Below are 20,290 nucleotides of genomic sequence, written 5' to 3' on the forward strand. Positions count from 1 at the left end.
GGGTGCCTGAGGGGGATACCGCACGCACTATGAGGAGCTGTTAACAATGCTGTTTCCATTCGCCCGACGGCGGGGTGCTGCCACCGCAGTCACCGCCGCCATCGCACTGACATTTGTTTCAATGACCCCGGCTGCAGCCAAGCCCCCGCACCACGGCGGCAAGGACCAGACAACCTCCGTCACGGTCCTGGGCACTTCGGACCTGCACGGCTACATCGAGAACTGGGATTACTTCAAGGACGGCGAGTACGACGACGCCGCGTCCAACGACGTCGGACTGGCCAAGATCTCCACCCTCGTGGACACAATCCGGGCTGACCGGGGCAGTGCATCCACACTGCTGATTGACGCCGGTGACACCATCCAGGGCACCTCACTGACGGATTACTTCGCCAACACGGAACCCATTACCGAAACCGGGGAAATCCACCCCATGGCTGCGGCCATGAACGCGATGGATTATGACGCAGCGGCGCTGGGCAACCACGAATTCAACTATGGACTCGATCTGTTGCGGAAGTTTGAAAGCCAGCTGGATTTCCCGCTGCTGGGCGCAAATGCAGTGGATGCAACGTCCGGCAAGCCGGCATTCACCCCGTACATCATCAAAACGGTGAAGACCAAGGGCTACAAACCCGTGAAGGTCGGCATTCTGGGTCTCACCAACCCCGGGGTGGCCATTTGGGACAAAAATAACGTTGACGGGAAGCTCAAGTTCCCGGGCATTGTGGAGCAGGCACAGAAGTACGTGCCGCAAATGAAGGCACGCGGAGCGGACGTGGTGGTGGTCAGTGCCCACTCCGGAACGTCGGGGACCTCCTCCTACGGGCCCGAGCTGCCGCTGGAGAACGCCTCCACCCAGCTGGCTGAAACAGTGCCCGGCATCGACGCCGTCCTGGTGGGACACGCCCATCAGGAAATTCCGGAACGCTTCGTGACGAACAAGGTCACCGGTGACCAGGTGCTGCTGACCGAGCCGTTGAACTGGGGCATGCGCCTGTCCGTCATGGACTTTGAACTGAAGAAGGTGCGCGGCCAGTGGGACGTGGTCTCGGCGTCGGCATCGCTGCTGAACGCCAACACCGTTGAGGCGGATCCCGAAATCTCCAAGCTGGTGGCCGAACAGCACCAGCGGGTCATTGACTACGTCAATACGCCCATCGGGACCGCCACCGAATCCATGCCTGCGGCGGAGTCGCGCTACCGCGACACAGCCGTCATGGATTTTGTGGGTTCGGTTCAGGCCTCTGCCGTGGACCGGGCGCTCGACGGCGGACCCAACGCCGATCTGCCGGTGCTGTCGCTGGTGGCGCCCTTCAGCCGCACCGCGGAAATCCCCGCCGGTCCGGTGACCATCCGTGACCTGGCCGGGCTGTATGTCTTCCCCAACACCCTCTTTGGTGTCGAAATGACGGGTGCGCAGATCAAGGAGTACCTGGAGTATTCGGCGAAGTACTTCGTCCAGACGGAGCCGGGCGCCCCGGTGGATCCGGCCACCCTGACCAACGCAGACGGCACTCCTGACTACAACTACGACATGATGTCCGGCGTTGACTATGACATCGACATCAGCCGTCCGGTGGGAGAGCGCATCGTCAACCTGAGCTTCAACGGTGCTCCGGTGGATCCGGCGCAGCGGTTTGCCGTAGCCACCAACAACTACCGGCAGTCCGGCGGCGGCAACTTCCCTCACATCTCCACGGCGCCCGTCCTGGTGAATCAGCAGACGGAAATCCGCCAGCTGCTCATCGACTACGTGGTGGCTCAGGGCACCGTTGACCCGGCGGACTTCGCTGAGAACAACTGGCGTTTGGTGCGCGGCGGCGTGCCCGTCTTCGACTAAGCTGCCGGGAATCTTCCCTCAGCCGGCGTCGCTCTGCTCCAACCAGGTTTTAAACCGGGAGTACAGCTCAGGGGTGTCCTGCTCCACGGCAGCGGCGGTGGCGCCGGTCAGCCCCGACAGCCGGACGCTAAACATGCATTCCCGTTCGCCCGTCGGTGTGATGAGGTACTCCAACTCACCGGCGGGCTCATCAGCAACCCGGTCATCCCACCGGGCGTCAAAAGTCAGGACAAGCCGGTACGGGGCGTCGGCCTCTTCGACGGATCCGACGATGAGGTTATTACCGTCGGCGTGCAGGGCATAGTCACTGCCCGGCTCCATGGTTCCGCGCAGACTGGAATCCCACATCCAGCTGCGCGGAACATTGGAGGCCGTCAGAGCGCGCCACACGTCCTCGGGCGGGCAGGCCAGGGCCGTGGAATAAATGGTTTCTGTGGACGCGGCGGATGGCATGACGGCAACCTTTCCAAACAGTGAAGGGACCCCCCGAAGTGCAGGGGGCCCAGAATCGGAGACCGGAGGAAAGGAACGCAGTAACCTGACCGGGTGCGCCGAGACTAGGTCAGCGGGCCGCCCGGCGCCAGCGCAGTATGCAGGATTGTTATGCCGGTGATTGCAGTTTGTCGCTAGTGCAGCAGATAGCCGTCGGTAAAGTTCTCGACCGGCTCAACAATGGCCCTGTCGCCGGGAGTGGTGCCGACAATCCGGACCCGGGTACCCTTGGGCAGCGCCACTTTTCCTGTTTTTCCTATAGTTATGGCATAAACAATGCGGCCTGCCTCGATTTCGACCCGGCCTTCCATATTAATTCTCCCGTAGTCGAGGCTCGTAAGTGGCTTGGTGACAGTGCCTTGCCTTCCCAGATAGGAAGAGACTTCCGCCGCCCCCAGATACCTTTTACTGATGCGGGCCGAGGCCCAGAGATGTACGGCAGTGGCAGCAAGTGAACCGACAGCGACGCCGGCGACTGCGGACCGTGTTGGCGCGGCAGCCATGAAACCGAAGATGCTGAACGGCAGGGTGGTCCACCACCATGAGGGCGGGTAATAGCCGTGGCCCTTTATGATGTTGCTGAGAAGGACCCACATTCCGAGCCCCCACGCCACGGGGAAAATGGCCCAGATCATTGGTTGTCCTCCGGTGTTTGAGAGCTGTGCTGCGGGCGGCGAGAAGAGGCGGGTCCGGTAAATGACGTCAGGAAGGCGGGCGGGGCGGCAATCAGGAATTCGCCGCCGTCGCGGTGAAAGGATGCCACGCGCCAGCCTGGGTTGAACCGGAACAGGGATTCGGAAAGTGAGGCCTTGCGCATCCCCGCGAAATCGGAGGTTCGCGCCACCAGCGGGTCATCGCCGGCCCGTGTGCCGCCGGACAGAGGCTGCAGGGTCAGCCAATCCGGATACGGAGTTGCCAGTGCACGCACCCACCGCGGCCGGGACGCAGCAGCGGGCGGCCGGACCCGGCATTCGAACTGGTTCCTTTCCGCATAACGGCGCCCGGTCCGGCGCTCCCGGCGGATGTGCATCAGTGCCAAGACGAAACAGTACGCACAAAACACCCAGGCCGCGGTGTCATTGCCGCGGACAATCAACACCACACCCGCGGCGGCTGTAAACAGCAGCACAACGGCGGCTTCGCGCTGCGTGGACTGTTTCATGCATCGAACCGGACGAATGCCCGCAGCGGCAATCCGCCGCCGGCGTCACCGCCTGCCTGCCGGTAGCCAAGGGATTCGTAGAATGCCTTCTGGCCGGGCTCGGTATCCGTGAGCAACACCTTTTGCCGCACGTGGGCGTACGGCGCCAGGACAAATTCGACCAGGCGCCTGCCCAGCCCGGTTCGCTGGTGCCGGGGATCAACGAGGACGTCCTGCAGGTAACAAATCGAGTGACCGTCTGAAATGATCCGGGCCAGGCCCACCAAGTCAACGCCGTCGCGGGCGGCCGCCAGCAGCGTGGAACCCGCGAGGGCAGCGGCCAGGTTGCCCGGGTCTTTGGTGTAGGCACTCCAGCCCACCGAGTCGTACAGCCGCACGACGTCGTTCAGCGGCAGATCGGGTCCGGCGGCGTATTCGAGTCTGGGCACGGCAAGAGCCTATCTGTACGCCGAGCCAAAGGCCACGGAATTCCACCTGTAATCCGCATTGTCTCTCCCACTACAGGGTTCACGACATTTTAGAAAGGGGTCCAATGGATATTTCCCTTCGTTTCTCCTAAATAGCCAATCGCTGTGGATGTTGTTTCCGCGCTAATTCAAACGGGCCTTACCTTTATCCCATCTCACTTCCACCCGTGAAGTTTTGTTCTAAGGGGATCACTTGATTCGTCGAAACAAGCGCAGGAATGCGCGGAAGGCAGCCGTGCTGGCCGTCAGCAGCGTTCTTTTGCTCTCTCCCTTGGCGGCTGTGGCAGCTCCGCCTTCCCAGCCGGACGCAGGGGACGGCGGGACCTTTGCCGGAGCCCCGGGAGCCAACGGCAGTCCCGGAAAAACCGATGACCGTCCCGATGCCGCCGCAGACGAACGGCGTGCCCTGAACCAGCAGGCAGTGGAAAAGGTCGTCCGCGGCGAAGCGCCGGTCCAGAACCGCGGCGGCTCCAAGGCCGTCCAGGTGGCCCCGGGTCAGTGGGCGGAGTACGGACTGGAAGACAGCGACCAGATTCTGTCCTTCCTGATTGAGTTCGGCGACCAGGTGGACCCGCGGTTCCCGGATTCCGCTCCCGGGCCGCTGCATAACCAGATCCCGCAGCCCAACCGCAGTGCGGACAACTCCACCTATTGGCTCCCGGAGTTCGACCGCGAGCATTACATGGACATGTTCTTCAACCCGCAGGGCGAATCCCTGAAGACCCTGTACGAGGAGATGTCCAGCGGCCGCTACACAGTGGACGGTGACGTCAGCGACTGGGTGACCGTGCCCTACAACACCGCGAGCTACGGCCAGACCGAATCCCAGGCGGATATGACCCGCTTTGTGCAGGATGCCGCTGATGCCTGGTACGACGGGCAGATTGCCGCCGGCAAGAGCGCTGCGGACATCGACGCCTATCTGGCCGGCTTCGACCAGTGGGATCGCTACGACTACAACAAGAACGGCAACTTCGATGAGCCCGACGGCTACATTGACCACTTCCAGGCTATCCACGCCGGCGAGGGTGAAGAAGCCGGGGCGGCGGAATCCACCATATGGTCGCACCGCTGGTCCGTGGGTCAGGCTGGCAGGGGAACTCAGGGTCCCGCTGCCAATCTCTATGGCGGAATCCGGATCGGGGACTCCAAGGTGTGGATCCGCGATTACACCACCGAACCGGAAAACGGCGGCCTGGGTGTTTTCGCCCACGAATACGGCCATGACCTTGGCCTGCCCGATCTATACGACACCGCAGGCGGGGACAACGGAACCGGCTTCTGGACCCTCATGAGCTCCGGCTCCTGGCTCGGACGCGGTGAAGACTCCATTGGCTCCACCCCCAACCACATGGGTGCCTGGGAAAAGCTGCAGATGGGCTGGCTGGACTACGATGTGGCCGCCGCGGGCGAGAAATCCACACATATGCTCGGCCCGTCCTACCACGCCACCAAGAAACAGCAGGCCGTGGTGGTTACCCTCCCGCGGGACGCCAACGGCAACGGACGGTACTACATCGCGGAGAACCGCCAGTACGTCGGGTATGACGCCACCTTGGAGACCGGGCCCTACAACTTCGGCTGGGCACTCAGCTCTCCGGACCGGGTGGAGCACTTCCCGTACCAAAACGGACTCCTGGTGACCTATTGGAACGCCGGGCAGCGCAACAACAACACGAGCCAGCATCCCGGTGCCGGCTTGGTTCTCCCGGTGGACGCACGGCCTCAGGCGCTGAAATTCTCTGACGGCGTTGTGGCCCGCAACCGCATCCAGAGCTTTGATGCAACGTTCGGCAAGGAAGCCACGGATCCGATTCTGCTGCACCGCGAAACGGCGGCCGGGGTGAGAACGCTGAACGTGCCGTCGCGGCCAGGCGTTGCCGTGTTCAACGACAGCAACCCGAACGCCTACTATGACCCGGCAAATCCGCAGGGCAGCGTTGTGGTGGCCGGAACCGGAACCACCATCAAGGTGGTCCAGAGCAACCCCAAGGGAATGATGACCATTAAGGTCAACTAACTGCCGGCATGCCGAGCCCCGCGGCCCCGTCCGCTGAGCTCGTTTTGCAGCACCAATACAGCAGGGACCGGAGGGTTTCCTCCGGTCCCTGCTGTCTTCGCACTAGCGGGAGCCGGCGCTGTCTTTTTCCTTTTCCACCAGCGGGTCCGGATCAAGGAAGGCGACGGTAAGCACTGCAGCCGTTTGCTCAATTTGCCACTGGCGTGCGCCCAGGTCCCGCAGCGCAGAGCTGATCGAATCCAGGTTGATCTGCGCCGGAGGACGCCAGGCCACCCGGCGAAGGGTGTCGGGAGTCAGCAGATTCTCGAGGGGCAGGTTCAGCTGCTCGGCTACGGCAGCCAGCCGCGGTTTTGCGGTTTGCAGGCGTGCCGCTGCCTCCGGATCATTTTTGGCCCACACCCGCGGGGGTGGCGGTGCGTGGGTGGGGATGTGCAGCGGTGGCAGGTCGGTGCTGGACCGGCCGGCGGAAATGCAGCGCAGCCAGCGCGGTGCTTCCTTCTGTGCGGCGCGGCCGTGGAAGCCCGGGGTGCCCAGCAACTGCGGCACGGTGGTGGGCATGGCCCGTGCGGCCGCCACAATAGCGGAGTCCGGGATGAGCCGGCCCGGGGCGGTGTCCCGGTTCTCGGCCAGGTGCTCGCGCTCGGTCCACAGTTCGCGGACGACGGCCAGCTGCCGGCGGTCACGCAACTGGTGCATGCCGCTGGTGCGGCGCCACGGGTCCACACGAGGCGCCGACGGCGGTGCCGTCCGGATCGCTTCAAACTCCTGCTCCGCGAAGGTGAGTTTCCCGGCGTCGTCGAGCACCTTGATCAGTTCAATGCGAAGCTCGGCGAGGACCTCAACGTCCAGGGCGGCGTAGCGCAGCCACGGCTCGGGCAGCGGGCGGGTGGACCAGTCGGCGGCCGAGTGCTCCTTTGCCAGGGTAAAACCGAGCAGGTTCTCAATCACCGCGGCCAGGCCGACGCGCGGCAGTCCCGCAAGACGTGCGGCGAGTTCCGTGTCGAAAAGCTTGTCCGGCCACATGCCCAGTTCCGAAAGGCAGGGCAGGTCCTGGGTGGCTGCGTGCAGAATCCATTCCACGCCCTGCAGGGCGTCGTTGATGATATCCAGGTTGTCGAACGGTTCCGGATCAATCAGCCACGTGCCGGCGCCTTCACGGCGAATCTGGACCAGGAAAGCGCGCTGGCCGTAGCGGAAGCCGGAAGCGCGTTCAGCGTCGACGGCTGCGGGTCCGGTGCCGGCGGCGAGAGCCCTGGCAGCCCGTTCCAGTCCGCGGGGAGTGTCGATGACCAGGGGCACCCCGTCTCTTGGTGCCTCCAGCAGCGGGAGCTCAACCGGCTCGTCATTCGGGTCAGCGGAAGGGGTGTGGACGGGGGAGCCGGGTATCTGCGCGGTCATAAGACCTTCAGTCTATCGAGTCCGGCGGTGCCGCAGTGACACGGGCGCCCCCGCCTGGTTCGGGGTGTCCAATTCTGGGCGTGTTGCCCTAGCTTCGGCGCACCCTGGGCAACGGAGTGACACCCTCGGGCAGGGGAGGAAGCCCGGCAAAGGTGCAGACCATGTCCGACCAGGCTTCCAAATGCTCCTGCACATCGGCGGAATCCGGTGTCCAGGAGGCACGCAGCTCAATATCAATGGCATCGCCCCGGCCGGCGAGTGTTCCGTAGCTTTCCGAGAGGATTCGGGTGGCGGTGCCGCCGGCGTTGGAGTATCCGGCATGGTGTTCCTGCAGGGCTTCCACGAGCCACGTCCAGGCGACTGAGCCGACAAGTTCATCGTTGCCCATATCCGGTTCCAGTTCGGCCCGGATATAGGTAACAATCCGGAACGTTCCGTTCCATACGGCGGACCCCTCGGGGTCATGCAGGAGGATAAAGCGGCCGGTGGCCAGCTCGGTTTGTTCCGGAATGACGATTCCGGACGGGCCGTGGCCGAGGCCCTCAGCACGTGCCAGCGGTCCACTCGCGAGTATCTCCGCACCCAGCGACACCGCAAAAGGCGCCAACCGGGCCGGTGCCGGGATCTCGTTCAGATGCAGCTCAGGGCGGCACCGGGCGCGCCGCAGCGAACCGAGGGCTTTCAGGAAGTCTGGGGGTACTTGTGATAAGTCACCGATTGCACTCACCTTCGCAGGTTACTGGCGCAGACCTCGGGCAAAGGTTCAGGCTCGCCGAAGTGTCCCTTTTGTTATCTGCCCAGCCTAGTCGTCCGGTCATGCTCAGGGCGAGGGACGTGGCACTTCTCCGGGGTGTAACAGAGCACACGGATACAGGCATACGGGTTCCGGACATGCTTGAAGCCGAAATGCACCGCGTTGCCCCGTTCGACGGTACTCTGCATCACTGCGCAGTTACGGTGCAGATGCCACATGGGGTCCGCCGGCCAGCCGTGGACACTTCGATGAGGAAGAGCTCCTGCGGGTCCTCTGACCATTGCAGGGCAACGTCGGTGCACCAGTTCAGGTGATATCGGGAGCGATCCCCGGTGACGTACGCCTGCCCCTCTTCCAGCCGTGGCGTTCTATCAAGCCGCAGACGCTTCGGATACACGCGAATGAGCGGGCCAAGGCCCTTGCCGTTATCCACCGGCTTCTTCTCGGGCGGGTTCGGAGCTAAGGCCTGCTTACGTTTGCGCTCAGCTTCCGCCCGGTGAGTCTTGGACCGGTTCCTCAGCCCACGGCCGGGAACGTTTGTGAAGCAAGGTTGGCCCTTCCCCGCTCCGCACTCGGGGCACGGGGTGCTGTTTGACTGCAGCTTCCTTTTCCGGGTGCGGACAACCTTCCCATTCAAAGATGTACCGAAATTTCCTGAACCCATGAAGACATACTAATAGGGGTAATCCTCGCGATTTTGCGGGCGGCAGTCTTAGTGTCTGTGTCTAGCTGATTGTTGAGGGCTTCAAGCTTCATCGTCTGATTGTTTGCCCGGGCGTGCCGTCGTCTTTGCCGGGCCGGGCAGGGGAGTTCTTCTTGACGAAGTACACCAGGCCCGCAGTCGCTGCAGCACTGTTAGATGCCAGAGCTGGATGGAGCCCATGTTGATCCTTCTTTCCGGACAGCAGCGGCGGACGGTTGTGTCTCACCGTAGCCGAAACAGGACCACCTTCCCGGATACCGGAGCAGGTGGTTCCGGTCCCGGAGCTGCAGGAACAGCTCCGGGACCACCGCTGCTAGCTCAGCGCAGACTCTCCGGGAGCGTCGGGATCTGCAGCAACCTCGCGGGCAATAGCCTCGGCGAACGCATCGACGTCGGCTTCTGAGGTGTCGAACGTGCACATCCAGCGCACCTCGCCCGTCGCCTGGTCCCAGTCGTAGAACCGGAACGAGGAGCGCAGGCGGTCCGCAACGCCGGCCGGCAGTTTGGCGAAGACAGCGTTGGACTCGGTGGGCTGGGTCAGCTCCACGCCGTCGATCTTCTCCACCGCTGCCCGCAGCCGCTGCGCCATGGCGTTGGCGTGCGAGGCCGAGCGGAGCCAGAGATCGTCCTCATACAGCGTGACGAACTGGGCGGAAATGAAGCGCATCTTGGAGGCCAGCTGCATGTTCATCTTGCGCAGGTAATCCAGGCCGGGGGAGGCCTCCGGATTCAGTGAGACGATGCACTCGCCGTACATCATGCCGTTCTTGGTGCCGCCCAGGGACAGGATGTCCACGCCGGCGTCGGTGGTCATGGCGCCCATGCCCACGCCGAGCGCAGCGGCGGCGTTGCCCAGCCGGGCGCCGTCCATGTGCAGGAGCATGCCGTGCTTGTGGCAGTGCTCCGCGATGGCGGTGATTTCCTCCACCGTGTACAGGGTGCCGAGTTCCGTGGACTGCGTGATGGACACGGCCAGCGGCTGGGCGCGGTGCTCATCTCCCCAGCCCCAGGCCTCCTGGTCGATCAGTTCGGGCGTCAGCTTGCCGTCCGCGGCGGGGATCTGCAGCAGCTTCATGCCGCCGATCCGTTCCGGCGCACCGTTTTCGTCCACATTGATGTGGGCGGTGGAGGCGCAGATGACGGCGCCCCAGCGCGGCAGCAGCGACTGCAGCGCTGTCACGTTGGCGCCGGTGCCGTTGAACACCGGGAAGGCGCGCATTTTCGAGCCGAAGTGCGTAGTCAGCACCTCGCGCAGCTTGGCCGTGTAGACGTCTTCGCCGTAGGCCACCTGATGGCCCTGGTTGGCTGCGGTCAGCGCGTCCAGGATTTCGGGATGGACTCCGGAATAGTTGTCCGAGGCAAATGCGCGGACGGATATGTCATGCAGGGGGGAAATGTTGGTCACAGTGTCCAGTATCTCTTACGGGGTGTTCGGTTTTTGTCCGGGGCTCAGAACCGCGGCTCAGGACTGCGGTACCAGGGAGATGCGCTGCCCGTTCAGCTGTGCGGCATCCTGGCCAAAGAGCCCGACGGCGGCATCAGCCAGAGCCTGCACGTCGGTGTAGGTGCTGAAATCCCTGTCCGGTTCGGCCGAGCGCATGGCGTCGTCCACGAGGGCCTTGACCACGAAGACGACGGCGGCCGAGTGCTGCGGCTGAGCGTTTTCCTTGGCGCCGGACTGCGCGCGGCGGAAGCCCTGCGCAATCGCCTGCACCCAGGCTTCGGCCGCGGCCTTGGCTGCGGCGTACCCGGCGCCTCCGGCGGTGGGGGAGTCCACGGAGGTCGAGGAAACGATGGCGAGCCGGCCGTCGTCGGAGGCTGCCAGTTGGTCATAAAAGCTGCGGCTGACGTTGCGCAGGGTCTGCAGGATGTTGGTCTGCAGGAAATCCCAATCGTCTTCCTTCTGGCCGGTGATGCCGCCCCCGCCGCGCCAGCCGCCCACCAGATGGATCAGCCCGTCAATCCCGCCGTACATTTCCTGCAGATCCTGGGAGAGAGCGTCCACGTCGCCCGGATTGGACAGGTCGCAGGTGCGCAGGTCGGCATCGAGCAGGTCAGCGAGGGTGTTTTCCAGCCGGGCCGCATCGCGGCCCACCCCCACAACCTTGGCACCGGCGGCTTCCAGCGCTTTGCAGACTGCGCCGCCGGACGCGGAGGCCGCGCCGGCCACCAATACGGTACGGCCCCGCAAAGACTGGTCAGAGGCGGACGTTTCGGCAGCCGGCGTTGTGCTCATTTAGTTCGAACTCCCTGTGATTCCCGACGTGGATTCGATGACCGGGGCCATCTTCTTGGACAGCGCTTCGTAGAACATGGACAGCGGAAATTCGTCGTCCAGCACCTGGTCGGTGAGCCCGCGCGGCGGCCCGTCCAGCGGCAGGGCGTCCGGACCCTTGGCCCATACGGAGGCCGGGTTCGGCGTCAGCGTTGCGGACACCAGATCGTAGGCGGCAAACCAGTGGGCGGTCTTCGGCCGGTCAATGGAGCGCCAGTACAGGTCCTCGATGTTCGCACCCAGGCGGACAACGACGTCGGCCACGTCTTCCCAGTCGATGCTCAGTTTGCCGTCGGTCCAGTGCAGGACATGGTTCTGGTGCATCCAGGCGAACAGCAGCTGCCCGCCGAGGCCGTCATAATTGCGCACCCGGCTGCCAGTAATGGCGAACCGGAAGATCCGGTCAAAGATCACCGCGTACTGCACCAGCGTGGCATGTTTGCGGGCTTCCGGGGAAGCGTCCTCGTCCTTTTCGATCTTCACGGCTTCACGGAAGGCCGTGAGGTCGCAGCGCAGTTCCTCCAGGGAGTAGAGGAAGTACGGCATCCGCTGTTTGATCATGAACGGGTCAAAGGGGAGGTCCCCGCGCATGTGCGTGCGGTCATGGATCAGGTCCCACATGACAAAGGTGTCCTGTGCCAGTTTCTGGTCATCCAGCAGGGCGGCGGCATCCTCGGGCAGCTGCAGCGAGGTGATCTCAGCGGCAGCGCGCAGGACGCGGCGGAACCGGGCAGCCTCGCGGTCGGCGAAGATGGCGCCCCAGGTGAAGGTGGGCGTGTCGCGGACGGCCACCGTTTCGGGGAAGAGCACTGCCGAGTTGGTGTCGTAGCCCGGGGTGAAGTCCAGGAAGCGGATGGGCACGAAGAGCTTGTTGGAGTACTCGCCGGCTTCGAGTTCGCCGATGAACTCGGGCCAGACAACCTCGATCAGGACCGCTTCCACGTGACGGTTCGTGGAGCCGTTCTGCGTGTACATGGGGAACAGCACCAGGTGCTGCAGGCCGTCGGTGCGGTTCAGCTGCGGGGAGAACGCGAGCAGGGAATCCAGGAAATCCGGTTCGCCCAGGCCGCCGGCGACCCAGCGCTGCAGGTCCTGGACCACCAGGGACAGGTATTCGGCGTCGTGCTCGAAGGCCGGAGCCAGCGCCTCGACGGCGGCAGCAATCACTGAAATGAGTTCTTCGGCAGCGGCACGGCTGTCAGTGTCCACTGACCCGTTCTTGTTCTGCAGCGGCTGCAGGTCCGTGGCGGCCTGCTTGAGTGCCTGCCAGGCCTCGGAGGTCTCCGGGCTGCTGCCGGCGGAAACGGCGGTAAAGCCGGGGTGGGAGAGCGAGGGAAACGCTGAGACAGACATGGCTGCGACCTTCCGGAGGGAGGCCGCCCCGAATCAGTGGAGCGGCAGAGAAGTAATGCGTCGAGCATACTCACGAAAAACTAACGCTTACGCTGTTTAGCGTGACACATAAGCACTACTTATGCTGGGCCTTGAATCTCAGGGTAATGACCGTAACGTGTGCTGCGGGTCACAGGATGCTCAGCCGGTCGAAGACGGCTCCACATTCACTGTGCCGTCCCGAATGACGACCTGCCGGTCCGGGCACACGCGCTCAGTGAGGACAATCTTCCGGCCCGTCGGGAACCGCACGGTGGTGTCCCCCTCGGTGCAGCCGTATCCGAGGATGTGGACACCGCCGTCCGATTCGACGGTGAATTCCTGGTCGCCGGTGGACACCGTGACGTCTTCGGCCCCCTCGTTGCTGAAGCTGAGGTCACCGTCCGAGGTGCATCCGGTAAGGGCGACGGCTAACGCCATCACCACGAGTGTGCTTCCCCCGAGTTGCTTCACGTATCTCATTGCGTCCCTCGCTGGCTCGAATAACCCGTGTGGCAGCGAGCCTATACCTTGGTTTCGGTTTTGGGGCGGCGAGCCGGTGAGCATCTGCGGGCCGCGCTACCCGCCGAGCCTGTGGGCGATCGTCGGAATCAGGATGGGCAGGTTGATGCACAGATGAAGCAGCATGCACGCCGGCAGGTTCCGGGTCCTGGCGTAAAGAAGATAGATCGCCAGGGCTCCTATGCCCGAGGTCCAGAGCCACTGAGGTCCGAAGAAGACGGTGTGTGGAAGGACAAACAGCGGCACGGTGAAGCCGTAGGCGAGCCAGGGGCGGCGCGTCAGCTCACTGAGGCGTTCAATCGGGTAGCCGCGGTACAGAATCTCTTCGCACACTGCCGCCGACACGATCATCCCGGCAACGGCGACGACGGGAAGCGACGTGATGGATGCCGTTCCTGAGTCCTCGGCGGGCGGCCAAAAGGTGAGGACGACCCACTGCCACGCCATATAGAACCCGAACAGATACAGGGCCCATTCGAGATCTTTGCCCTGCGGACGCCGCAGTCCCAAGGAGGCAAGGGGGCGCCGTTCGATCAACAGCACGTATCCGAGAAGGAGTGAGACGGCGAGGACGTTCCACACGATCGAGTTGGCAGGGCCCTCCAACCCCGGAGTGATACCCAGCTCACGGCACACCCGGGGCAGCCACATGGACGAATATGAGAGGGCAAGGCCAATGAAGACGACCAGCCAAGGCAGCCAGGGCCGGTTCGCCGCGGCTGCGCTTATCTTCGACGGCCGCAGGTTCGATCTGCCGAACTGATTCATAGAGCGCCCACTCTAGAGTGGGAGATCCATGAAAGCTAGAGTGGCAGGATGCCTCGCCCAGTGGACCGTGACAAATATGATTCGAAGCGTTCAGCCATTGTTCGGGTGGCGGCGGGTCAATTCGCCGAGCATGGCTACAGAGGTGCAACCACAGCCGCCATTTGCCAGGCGGCCGGGATATCCTCCGGCACGTTCTTCCACTACTTTCCCACCAAGCTCGAACTGCTCGTCGCGGTCCTCAGTTCCGACGTTGATGACCTGAGTGCGGACCTTGAACGGATCGAAGCAGAAGCATCAGGTCTGGCGGCTATCCTGGCCTACGCCGCTGCCCTGGAGGGCGACATCGCCGACTCGTCCTACTCCACCTTCGTGAACGGTCTCCTTGGCGTTGCGGCTGAGCCGTCGGTGGCGGCGATGCTCTCCGCCGAGTCCGAAACCGTGCTGGCCTTCCTTGTCCGGCATGTCGACATCGGGCAGCGCGACACTTCCATCCGGCGGGACGTCAGCGCACCCAACCTGGCGGCCTGGATTGGCTGGCTGATCGACGGAGCGGCGCAAAGCGCCGTCGCCGGTCTGTCGGAACGGCCGATCCCGCTGCGGGAAGCCATTCTGGCCCTGACGACTTCAGGCACTAAAGAAATGGCGCGCTGACTAGTAGCCGCGGCTGTTGGGGGATTCCGTACCGATGACGGTCAGGGAGACCTCGGGGTGGTTCTTTTCCACCCGGCGCAGGGCCCAAACGTCATTGAACACAGCCACATACGCACCGTCGGTCCGCACCAGCACCTCGGCGCCGTGCACGTTGGACAGGATCTCCGCGGCGTCGGCGGTGGTGAGCCTCGCCAGCGAGTAGGAGAGCTGCTCGTAGCGCATGGGCGCGTTGAAGTCCTGCGTCATGCGGTCTTCAACCACCTCAAACTGCATGGGGCCGACGGCGGCCAGCACCGGCGCCTGGTCTCCGCGCCGGTCCGAGCGCAGCACCTGGATGATGCCCTCGTGCTCGAGCTGGTCGATGCCGCGGCGGAACTGCTTGTAGCGGCTGGGATCCTTGGACCGGGCCACGCGGAAGTGCTCGGGGCTGAAGAGCGGAATCGGCGGGTACTCCACCGGCTCCTCCACGTACAGGCTGTCACCCACGCGCAGTGCAGAAGCGTTAACCAGCCCGACGACGTCGCCCGGGTAGGCCTGGTCGATCACTTCGCGTTCGCGGCCGAACAGGTGCTGGGCGTATTTGGTGGCGAAGGTCTTGCCGGTGTTGGAGTGCGTGACCACCATGCCGCGCTCAAAAATGCCGGAGCAGACGCGGATAAAGGCGACGTGGTCGCGGTGGGCTTTGTTCATGCCGGCCTGGACCTTGAAGACAAAGCCGGAGAAGGGGGCCTCGACGGGACGGAGTCCGCCGTCCTTGTCCTCGCGGGCGGAGGCCGACGGCGCCAGATCCACCAGGGCGTCCAGGATCTGCTTCACGCCGAAGTTCAGTGCGGCGGAGGAGAACAGGATGGGAGTGGCCTTGGCGTTGAGGAAAGCGTCACGGTCAAATTCCCGGCCGTCGATGACCAGTTCGGCTTCGCCCAGGGAGTCCTCCCACACGTCGCCTTCGCGGGCGAGGGCGTCCTCGGGGCTGAGGTGTTCTTCCTTGGCCAGGGACGCGCCGGAGTTCTGCCGTTCAAAGTGGACGTATTCGTCCTTCTGCAGGTCCCAGACACCGCGGAAGTCGCCGGCAATACCCACGGCCCAGGTCAGGGGCATGGGGGTGAGTCCGGTGCGTTCGGTGATTTCGTCCATCAGGGCCAGCGGATCCAGGCCCGGGCGGTCCCACTTGTTGATCACGGTGATGATCGGCAGGTTGCGGGCGCGGCATACCTCAAAGAGCTTCATAGTCTGCGTTTCCAGGCCCTTGGCTGCGTCCACCAGCATCACGGCGCAGTCGACGGCGGCCAGCACCCGGTACGTGTCCTCGGAGAAGTCGGCGTGGCCCGGGGTGTCGAGCAGGTTGATCACGGTGTCCCGGTATGCGAACTGCAGCGCCGTGGAGCTGATCGAAATACCGCGGTCCTTTTCCATCTGCATCCAGTCGGAGACCGTCTCGCGGCGGTTCTCCTTGCCGTTCGTGGCACCGGCTGTGCCGATCACGCGGGCGTGCAGCGCCAGGGCTTCGGTCAACGTGGACTTACCGGCGTCGGGGTGCGAGATCACCGCAAAGGTGCGGCGGCGGGAGGACTCGCGGACAATCGCCGCAGTCGCTTTGCCGGCCGGACTGGTGGTGGCGCTGACGGTGGGCTGAACCTGTAAGGACACTCCGCTGCTTTCACGTGTGGTGGGATGCGGCCGCAGGAAGAAACGCCCGCGGCGGTGCTGTCATTAATGACAGCCTTTCCATTCTAGCCGTTCGCCCCTGCCCTCCCGGATCCGAACAGCATCGGTGAGCACCTGCTCGGCCGACAAGCTTCCGGTGCGGCGGCGCAGGCGCGTCCGCCTGACGCATACCGCTGGATTGGTGCCCGCGTGGGCTGCATCACTTAGGGTGGTGGAAAACACAGCAATTTCCTGACGAAAGGCCTGTTCCCGTGGCTGAAGCATTTATTATTGACGCCGTCCGTACTCCCGTTGGCCGGCGAAACGGAGGACTGAGCAAGGTCCATCCCGCCGACATGGCCGCCCATGTCATCGCCGAAACCGTGCGTCGCACCGGGATCGATTCCGCAGAGTTTGACGAAGTTATCCTCGGCGCCATTGACCAGGTGGGTCCGCAGGCCATGGACATTGCCCGCACCTCCTGGCTGGCCGCCGGGTTGTCCGAGCGTGTGCCCGGCACCACGGTGGAGCGCCAGTGCGGTTCCGGGCAGCAGGCGGTGTCCTACGCAGCGCAGGCAGTGATGAGCGGAACCAGTGATTTGGTCCTGGCCGGCGGAGTGCAGAGCATGTCCTCCATTCCGATTTCCTTTGCCAACAGCGCGGCCCGGGAACTGGGCTTTCCGGATCCCTTTACCGGGTCCGCCGGCTGGGCTGAGCGGTACGGGGACCAGAAGGTCTCCCAGTTCATCGGCGCCGAAATGATGGTGGACAAGTGGGGTCTGACGCGCTCCGAAATGGAGGACTTCGCCGTCGAATCCCATGTCCGGGCGCTCGCAGCCCAGGCTCAGGGCCGCTTTGACCGCGAAATCCTGCCGCTGAACGGAATTACTGCTGACGAAGGGCCGCGGGAACCGAACCGCGCCAAGATTGAGTCCCTGGCACCGCTGTCCGACGGCGGCCGGCTTACCGCCGCCACGTCGTCGCAGATTTCCGACGCCGCTGCCGTCCTGCTGCTGGCCTCCGAAGATGCCGTACGCCGCTACGGGCTCAAGCCGCGCGCCCGCATTCATTCCATCTCGGCCCGCGGTGACGATCCCATCATGATGCTTAGCGCCCCCATCGAAGCCACCCGGCATGCCCTGGGCCGGAGCGGGATGAGTTTGGATGAGATTGACCTGCTGGAAATCAACGAGGCTTTCGCCTCGGTGGTGCTGGCCTGGCAGCGGGAACTCGATGTGGACATGGACAAAGTGAACGTCAATGGCGGCGGCATTTCCCTGGGGCACCCGATCGGTGCCACCGGTGCCCGGATCATGACAACCCTGCTGCATGAACTCGAGCGCACCGGCGGCCGCTACGGCCTCCAGACCATGTGCGAGGGCGGCGGCCAAGCCAACGTCACCATCATCGAACGGCTGGATGAGGGCTTCCGGCTGTAGGGCCCCTCTTGCGCAAGACGTAACGGAAGGCTGGCGGCTGGCGCCCGACGACGGCATCAGTTGACAAGTGACTCGTGTCACTTCCACACTGGTGTTGTCTAATAAGCACCAATTGTTTACCCAGTGCCCGTGCTGTTCCCCGGCACGGCCACTGGGTAAAGCGCCGGAAGGACCGTCATGAATTCCCACCAACAGGTCAACCAGCTGGCCGAACGGGAGGTCCTCGCTGCGGCGGCGGAGCTCGTTTCCGCATTCTCCCGAACGGACACACAGGCGTACTTCGCGGCGTTTTCACCCGAGGCGACGTTCATTTTTCACCCTGAAGCGCAGCGCCTTGAAAGCCGCAGCGAGTATGAGGACCTCTGGAACGGTTGGCTCGCCGACGGCTGGTCCGTCACGGGCTGCGAAAGCACCGACGCACGGGTACAGCTCTGCGGCACGAGCGCCATCTTCAGCCATACGGTGAAAACCACCACCCGCGTGGGGGAGATTACGGAAACGCTTCGGGAGCGGGAAACCATAGTGTTTACCCGCCAAGGCAGCCGCATCCTGGCCGTCCACGAGCACCTGTCCACGGCGCCTTCCGGTGCAGCGGAATCCTCCGCCGCGTCTGCCGCCGTCTCGTCCTCCACCCCCGAAGCCGGCGTCGTTGCCTCCGGCACGGCAGCCTAAGGGCCGGCCCGCCATGTCATCATTTGAGGTCAACGCCGGCCGCCCAACGAAAACCGCCGCCGGAACAAACCGTCCCTCCGCCTGGTCCCGGCTGTCCCGCCGGCTGGATGAAGATTCCGAGGGCTACGGCCCGATCCGGGGAACCCTGGGCACCGGGCGGATCGGCATGATCTGGCTTGCCGCCAACCTGGTGGTGACCACCCTCTTGACCGGCACCCTGTTTGTTCCCGGCGTCACCTGGCCTACAGCCGTGGGCATGATCGTGCTGGGGACCGTAATCGGTGCCGCTGTTCTGGTGTTGATCGGCAACATGGGTACCCGCACCGGCCTGCCGACCATGTCCCTGTCCAAAGGTGCCTTCGGACTGCGCGGGTCTTTCCTGGCCGTGGCCGCAAACGTCGTGATCCTCATGGGATGGAGCTGGGTACAGGCCATGCTCGCGGGCGTCACGGTCAACTTTCTGGTGGAGCGTTCCACCGGATTCTCCTCGCCGATCCTGTTCTCCGTCCTGTGCCAGCTGCTGGTCGTGTCCCTGGCTATCTTTGGCCACAAGGGCATTGCCCGGGTGGAGCCGTGGCTGGCGCTGGTGATCCTGGCGATCATGGGCTACATCTTCACGGTTTCCTTCACCACCTTCCCGGTGGCCGACTTCGCTGCGATCAAAGCTGATCCCGCGGCCGGCTGGTCGGCGGTCGCGGTGCTCGACGTCGTCATTGCCACCGCAGTCTCCTGGACCGTGCTGTCCGCCGAATTCAACCGGCTGGCCAGGACGCAGGCGGCAGGCGTGGCTGGTTCCGCCGTCGGTTACCTGCTTTCCACCGTCCTGGCAATGGTGCTGGGCGCCACCGCCATTGGCTATGTGGTGCTCGACGGCGGGGAAGCCGTGGGTTTTGAGCCGGCAGTCATTGTGGGAGTCTTCGGCGCCCCGCTCGCCGTCGTCATTTTCCTCTCCGTGATGGCCACCAACACGATGGTCGTCTACGGGATGGTGTCCTCCGTGGTGAACATGATTCCGTCGCGGAAAATCCGTTTCCTTCCCACCGCGTTCATCCTGGGTGCCGTGTCGATCCTGGGTTCGACCTGGCTGGGTCTGCTGGACAGCTTCACGTCCTTCCTCACGGTCATTGGATCACTGTTCATACCCGTCTTCGCCGTGATGATTGCCGACTACTACCTGGTGAACAAGTCCTCCTACAGTGCAGACATACTTCGCGCCCGCGGCGGCCGCTACTGGTTCCGGGGCGGATTCAATGTGCCGGCCCTGGTGACCTGGCTGCTGGGCGCAGCCGTCTCGCTGCTGCTGACCTATGCCGTTGCCAGCCCGGTGGGTGCGACCATTCCAACCTTCCTGTTCAGCTTTGCCCTGTACTGGGGATGGTGTGCCGCAGGGGGCAGGCGCGTCTCGGGTTCACCCGTGTCCCTGCACCTGAGCGAGGCTGAGCCCGAGCATGCAGGCAGTTGACCTCAGCCACCCGGTGGTCACCGGCATGCAGGTTTTCCCCGGTGACCCCGGTGTGTTCCTGAGGAACGCCGCCTCCGTGGAGCAGGATGGTTTCCAAGTTGCCGAACTGCACTTGGGCAGCCATACCGGAACACACCTGGATGCACCGCTGCACACGGTCCCGGGAGGGGCCGGCGTGGACCGGCTTCCGCTGGAGACGCTGATGGGACCGGCCCGGATTATTCCGGTAGCGGAACCGGCCGAATACGGGTGCATCCGGCGGCAGGACGTTGCCGGGGGCATGCATGACCTCGCGCCCGGCACGATCGTCCTTTTCCGCACCGGCTGGTCCTCCTGCTTCAATACGCCCCGCTATCTGCGGCATCCGTTTTTTGAAGCGGAGATTGCCGTCCGACTGCTTGCCGCGGGCGTCCGCACGGTGGGTATGGATACCCTGAATCCGGATCCCACTCCGGCACCCGGTTCCAGTGGACCGGTGGCCCTTCCTTTCCATGACGAGTTCCTGGGAGCGGGCGGGGCCATCATCGAAAACCTGACCAACCTGGATGCCGTGACCTGGACGGACCCTTGGTTTTCCGCGCTTCCGCTGCGGCTGTCAGAGGTGGACGGCTCACCTGTGCGGGCAGTAGCCTTCCAGCTCTGAGAAG

General features: G+C 64.0%; 19 protein-coding genes. 7 read left to right on the plus strand and 12 right to left on the minus strand.

The genetic code is table 11. The features are described 5' to 3' along the window. The first annotated feature begins 46 nt into the window (after positions 1-46). Positions 47-1,843 (plus strand): bifunctional UDP-sugar hydrolase/5'-nucleotidase, encoded by a 1,797-nt coding sequence (locus CXR03_RS07530; protein ID WP_104103109.1) that lies wholly within the window; start codon positions 47-49, stop codon positions 1,841-1,843. Positions 1,844-1,861: 18 nt separating this feature from the next. Here CXR03_RS07530 and CXR03_RS07535 read toward each other — a convergent pair whose 3' ends face one another. The 4 genes from CXR03_RS07535 to CXR03_RS07550 all read right to left on the minus strand — a co-directional run bounded on the left by CXR03_RS07535 (position 1,862) and on the right by CXR03_RS07550 (position 3,925). Next, positions 1,862-2,296: an SRPBCC domain-containing protein gene (locus tag CXR03_RS07535; protein WP_104103110.1), complete on the minus strand. Its 435-nt coding sequence runs from the start codon at positions 2,294-2,296 to the stop codon at positions 1,862-1,864. Positions 2,297-2,469: 173 nt separating this feature from the next. Further along, on the minus strand, positions 2,470-2,970 hold the full coding sequence (locus tag CXR03_RS07540) for an NfeD family protein (RefSeq protein WP_104103112.1): 501 nt from the start codon (positions 2,968-2,970) through the stop codon (positions 2,470-2,472). Next, positions 2,967-3,497, minus strand: a complete 531-nt coding sequence (locus CXR03_RS07545) for a hypothetical protein (protein WP_104103113.1) — start codon at positions 3,495-3,497, stop codon at positions 2,967-2,969. Before CXR03_RS07545 ends, CXR03_RS07540 begins: the two co-directional genes overlap by 4 nt. After that, positions 3,494-3,925 (minus strand): GNAT family N-acetyltransferase, encoded by a 432-nt coding sequence (locus tag CXR03_RS07550; protein ID WP_104103115.1) that lies wholly within the window; start codon positions 3,923-3,925, stop codon positions 3,494-3,496. The genes CXR03_RS07545 and CXR03_RS07550 overlap by 4 nt, the downstream gene beginning before the upstream one ends. A 232-nt stretch (positions 3,926-4,157) precedes the next feature. Here CXR03_RS07550 and CXR03_RS07555 point away from each other — a divergent pair, with 232 nt between their 5' ends. Next, positions 4,158-5,984 carry an immune inhibitor A gene (locus CXR03_RS07555; RefSeq protein WP_258073549.1) on the plus strand — a complete coding sequence of 609 codons (1,827 nt, stop codon included), beginning with the start codon at positions 4,158-4,160 and terminating at the stop codon, positions 5,982-5,984. A 102-nt stretch (positions 5,985-6,086) separates the two neighbouring features. Here CXR03_RS07555 and CXR03_RS07560 read toward each other — a convergent pair whose 3' ends face one another. The 7 genes from CXR03_RS07560 to CXR03_RS07595 all read right to left on the minus strand — a co-directional run bounded on the left by CXR03_RS07560 (position 6,087) and on the right by CXR03_RS07595 (position 13,775). Beyond that, entirely contained in the window at positions 6,087-7,382 is a 1,296-nt protein-coding gene (locus tag CXR03_RS07560) for a ribonuclease D (protein WP_104103118.1), read from the minus strand. A gap of 88 nt (positions 7,383-7,470) precedes the next feature. Next, the gene (locus tag CXR03_RS07565; RefSeq protein ID WP_104104034.1) at positions 7,471-8,100 is read right to left on the minus strand and encodes a DUF3000 domain-containing protein; all 630 of its coding nucleotides are present in this window, start codon (positions 8,098-8,100) and stop codon (positions 7,471-7,473) included. A 1,052-nt stretch (positions 8,101-9,152) separates the two neighbouring features. Beyond that, on the minus strand, positions 9,153-10,244 hold the full coding sequence (locus CXR03_RS07575) for a low specificity L-threonine aldolase (protein WP_258073550.1): 1,092 nt from the start codon (positions 10,242-10,244) through the stop codon (positions 9,153-9,155). A 57-nt stretch (positions 10,245-10,301) separates the two neighbouring features. Further along, positions 10,302-11,075, minus strand: a complete 774-nt coding sequence (locus CXR03_RS07580; protein WP_104103122.1) for an SDR family NAD(P)-dependent oxidoreductase — start codon at positions 11,073-11,075, stop codon at positions 10,302-10,304. Continuing rightward, on the minus strand, positions 11,076-12,467 hold the full coding sequence (locus tag CXR03_RS07585; protein ID WP_104103123.1) for a DUF6421 family protein: 1,392 nt from the start codon (positions 12,465-12,467) through the stop codon (positions 11,076-11,078). 180 nt (positions 12,468-12,647) lie between these two features. After that, positions 12,648-12,968, minus strand: coding sequence for a hypothetical protein (locus CXR03_RS07590; protein ID WP_146070472.1), 321 nt, complete (start codon positions 12,966-12,968; stop codon positions 12,648-12,650). Between the two features lie 96 nt (positions 12,969-13,064). After that, positions 13,065-13,775, minus strand: coding sequence for a CPBP family intramembrane glutamic endopeptidase (locus CXR03_RS07595; protein ID WP_104103126.1), 711 nt, complete (start codon positions 13,773-13,775; stop codon positions 13,065-13,067). A 48-nt stretch (positions 13,776-13,823) separates the two neighbouring features. Here CXR03_RS07595 and CXR03_RS07600 point away from each other — a divergent pair, with 48 nt between their 5' ends. Then, positions 13,824-14,426, plus strand: coding sequence for a TetR/AcrR family transcriptional regulator (locus tag CXR03_RS07600; RefSeq protein ID WP_104103127.1), 603 nt, complete (start codon positions 13,824-13,826; stop codon positions 14,424-14,426). Here the strand turns inward: CXR03_RS07600 and CXR03_RS07605 are convergent, their stop codons facing one another. Further along, positions 14,427-16,007: a peptide chain release factor 3 gene (locus tag CXR03_RS07605; RefSeq protein ID WP_104104035.1), complete on the minus strand. Its 1,581-nt coding sequence runs from the start codon at positions 16,005-16,007 to the stop codon at positions 14,427-14,429. A 335-nt stretch (positions 16,008-16,342) separates the two neighbouring features. On the opposite strand from CXR03_RS07605, the gene CXR03_RS07610 reads away from it, so the two are divergent. The 4 genes from CXR03_RS07610 to CXR03_RS07625 all read left to right on the plus strand — a co-directional run bounded on the left by CXR03_RS07610 (position 16,343) and on the right by CXR03_RS07625 (position 20,286). After that, on the plus strand, positions 16,343-17,509 hold the full coding sequence (locus CXR03_RS07610; RefSeq protein ID WP_104054565.1) for an acetyl-CoA C-acetyltransferase: 1,167 nt from the start codon (positions 16,343-16,345) through the stop codon (positions 17,507-17,509). A gap of 177 nt (positions 17,510-17,686) precedes the next feature. Next, positions 17,687-18,181: a nuclear transport factor 2 family protein gene (locus tag CXR03_RS07615; protein WP_104103129.1), complete on the plus strand. Its 495-nt coding sequence runs from the start codon at positions 17,687-17,689 to the stop codon at positions 18,179-18,181. 13 nt (positions 18,182-18,194) lie between these two features. Further along, the gene (locus tag CXR03_RS07620; protein WP_104103131.1) at positions 18,195-19,643 is read left to right on the plus strand and encodes a cytosine permease; all 1,449 of its coding nucleotides are present in this window, start codon (positions 18,195-18,197) and stop codon (positions 19,641-19,643) included. Next, positions 19,630-20,286: a cyclase family protein gene (locus tag CXR03_RS07625; protein ID WP_104103132.1), complete on the plus strand. Its 657-nt coding sequence runs from the start codon at positions 19,630-19,632 to the stop codon at positions 20,284-20,286. The genes CXR03_RS07620 and CXR03_RS07625 overlap by 14 nt, the downstream gene beginning before the upstream one ends. The last annotated feature ends 4 nt before the right edge of the window (positions 20,287-20,290 follow it).

Origin of the sequence: Arthrobacter sp. 08Y14, assembly GCF_002929455.1 — a bacterium.
Taxonomy (GTDB): domain Bacteria; phylum Actinomycetota; class Actinomycetes; order Actinomycetales; family Micrococcaceae; genus Arthrobacter_B; species Arthrobacter_B sunyaminii.

Bases quoted from the DNA above. Each gene is read 5' to 3' on its own strand.
- CXR03_RS07530 (WP_104103109.1), top strand. From the start codon at position 47: ATGCTGTTTCCATTCGCCCGACGGCGGGGTGCTGCCACCGCAGTCACC.
- CXR03_RS07535 (WP_104103110.1), bottom strand. From the start codon at position 2,296: ATGCCATCCGCCGCGTCCACAGAAACCATTTATTCCACGGCCCTGGCC.
- CXR03_RS07540 (WP_104103112.1), bottom strand. From the start codon at position 2,970: ATGATCTGGGCCATTTTCCCCGTGGCGTGGGGGCTCGGAATGTGGGTC.
- CXR03_RS07545 (WP_104103113.1), bottom strand. From the start codon at position 3,497: ATGAAACAGTCCACGCAGCGCGAAGCCGCCGTTGTGCTGCTGTTTACA.
- CXR03_RS07560 (WP_104103118.1), bottom strand. From the start codon at position 7,382: ATGACCGCGCAGATACCCGGCTCCCCCGTCCACACCCCTTCCGCTGAC.
- CXR03_RS07580 (WP_104103122.1), bottom strand. From the start codon at position 11,075: ATGAGCACAACGCCGGCTGCCGAAACGTCCGCCTCTGACCAGTCTTTG.
- CXR03_RS07585 (WP_104103123.1), bottom strand. From the start codon at position 12,467: ATGTCTGTCTCAGCGTTTCCCTCGCTCTCCCACCCCGGCTTTACCGCC.
- CXR03_RS07590 (WP_146070472.1), bottom strand. From the start codon at position 12,968: ATGAGATACGTGAAGCAACTCGGGGGAAGCACACTCGTGGTGATGGCG.
- CXR03_RS07595 (WP_104103126.1), bottom strand. From the start codon at position 13,775: ATGAATCAGTTCGGCAGATCGAACCTGCGGCCGTCGAAGATAAGCGCA.
- CXR03_RS07600 (WP_104103127.1), top strand. From the start codon at position 13,824: ATGCCTCGCCCAGTGGACCGTGACAAATATGATTCGAAGCGTTCAGCC.
- CXR03_RS07615 (WP_104103129.1), top strand. From the start codon at position 17,687: ATGAATTCCCACCAACAGGTCAACCAGCTGGCCGAACGGGAGGTCCTC.
- CXR03_RS07620 (WP_104103131.1), top strand. From the start codon at position 18,195: ATGTCATCATTTGAGGTCAACGCCGGCCGCCCAACGAAAACCGCCGCC.
- CXR03_RS07625 (WP_104103132.1), top strand. From the start codon at position 19,630: ATGCAGGCAGTTGACCTCAGCCACCCGGTGGTCACCGGCATGCAGGTT.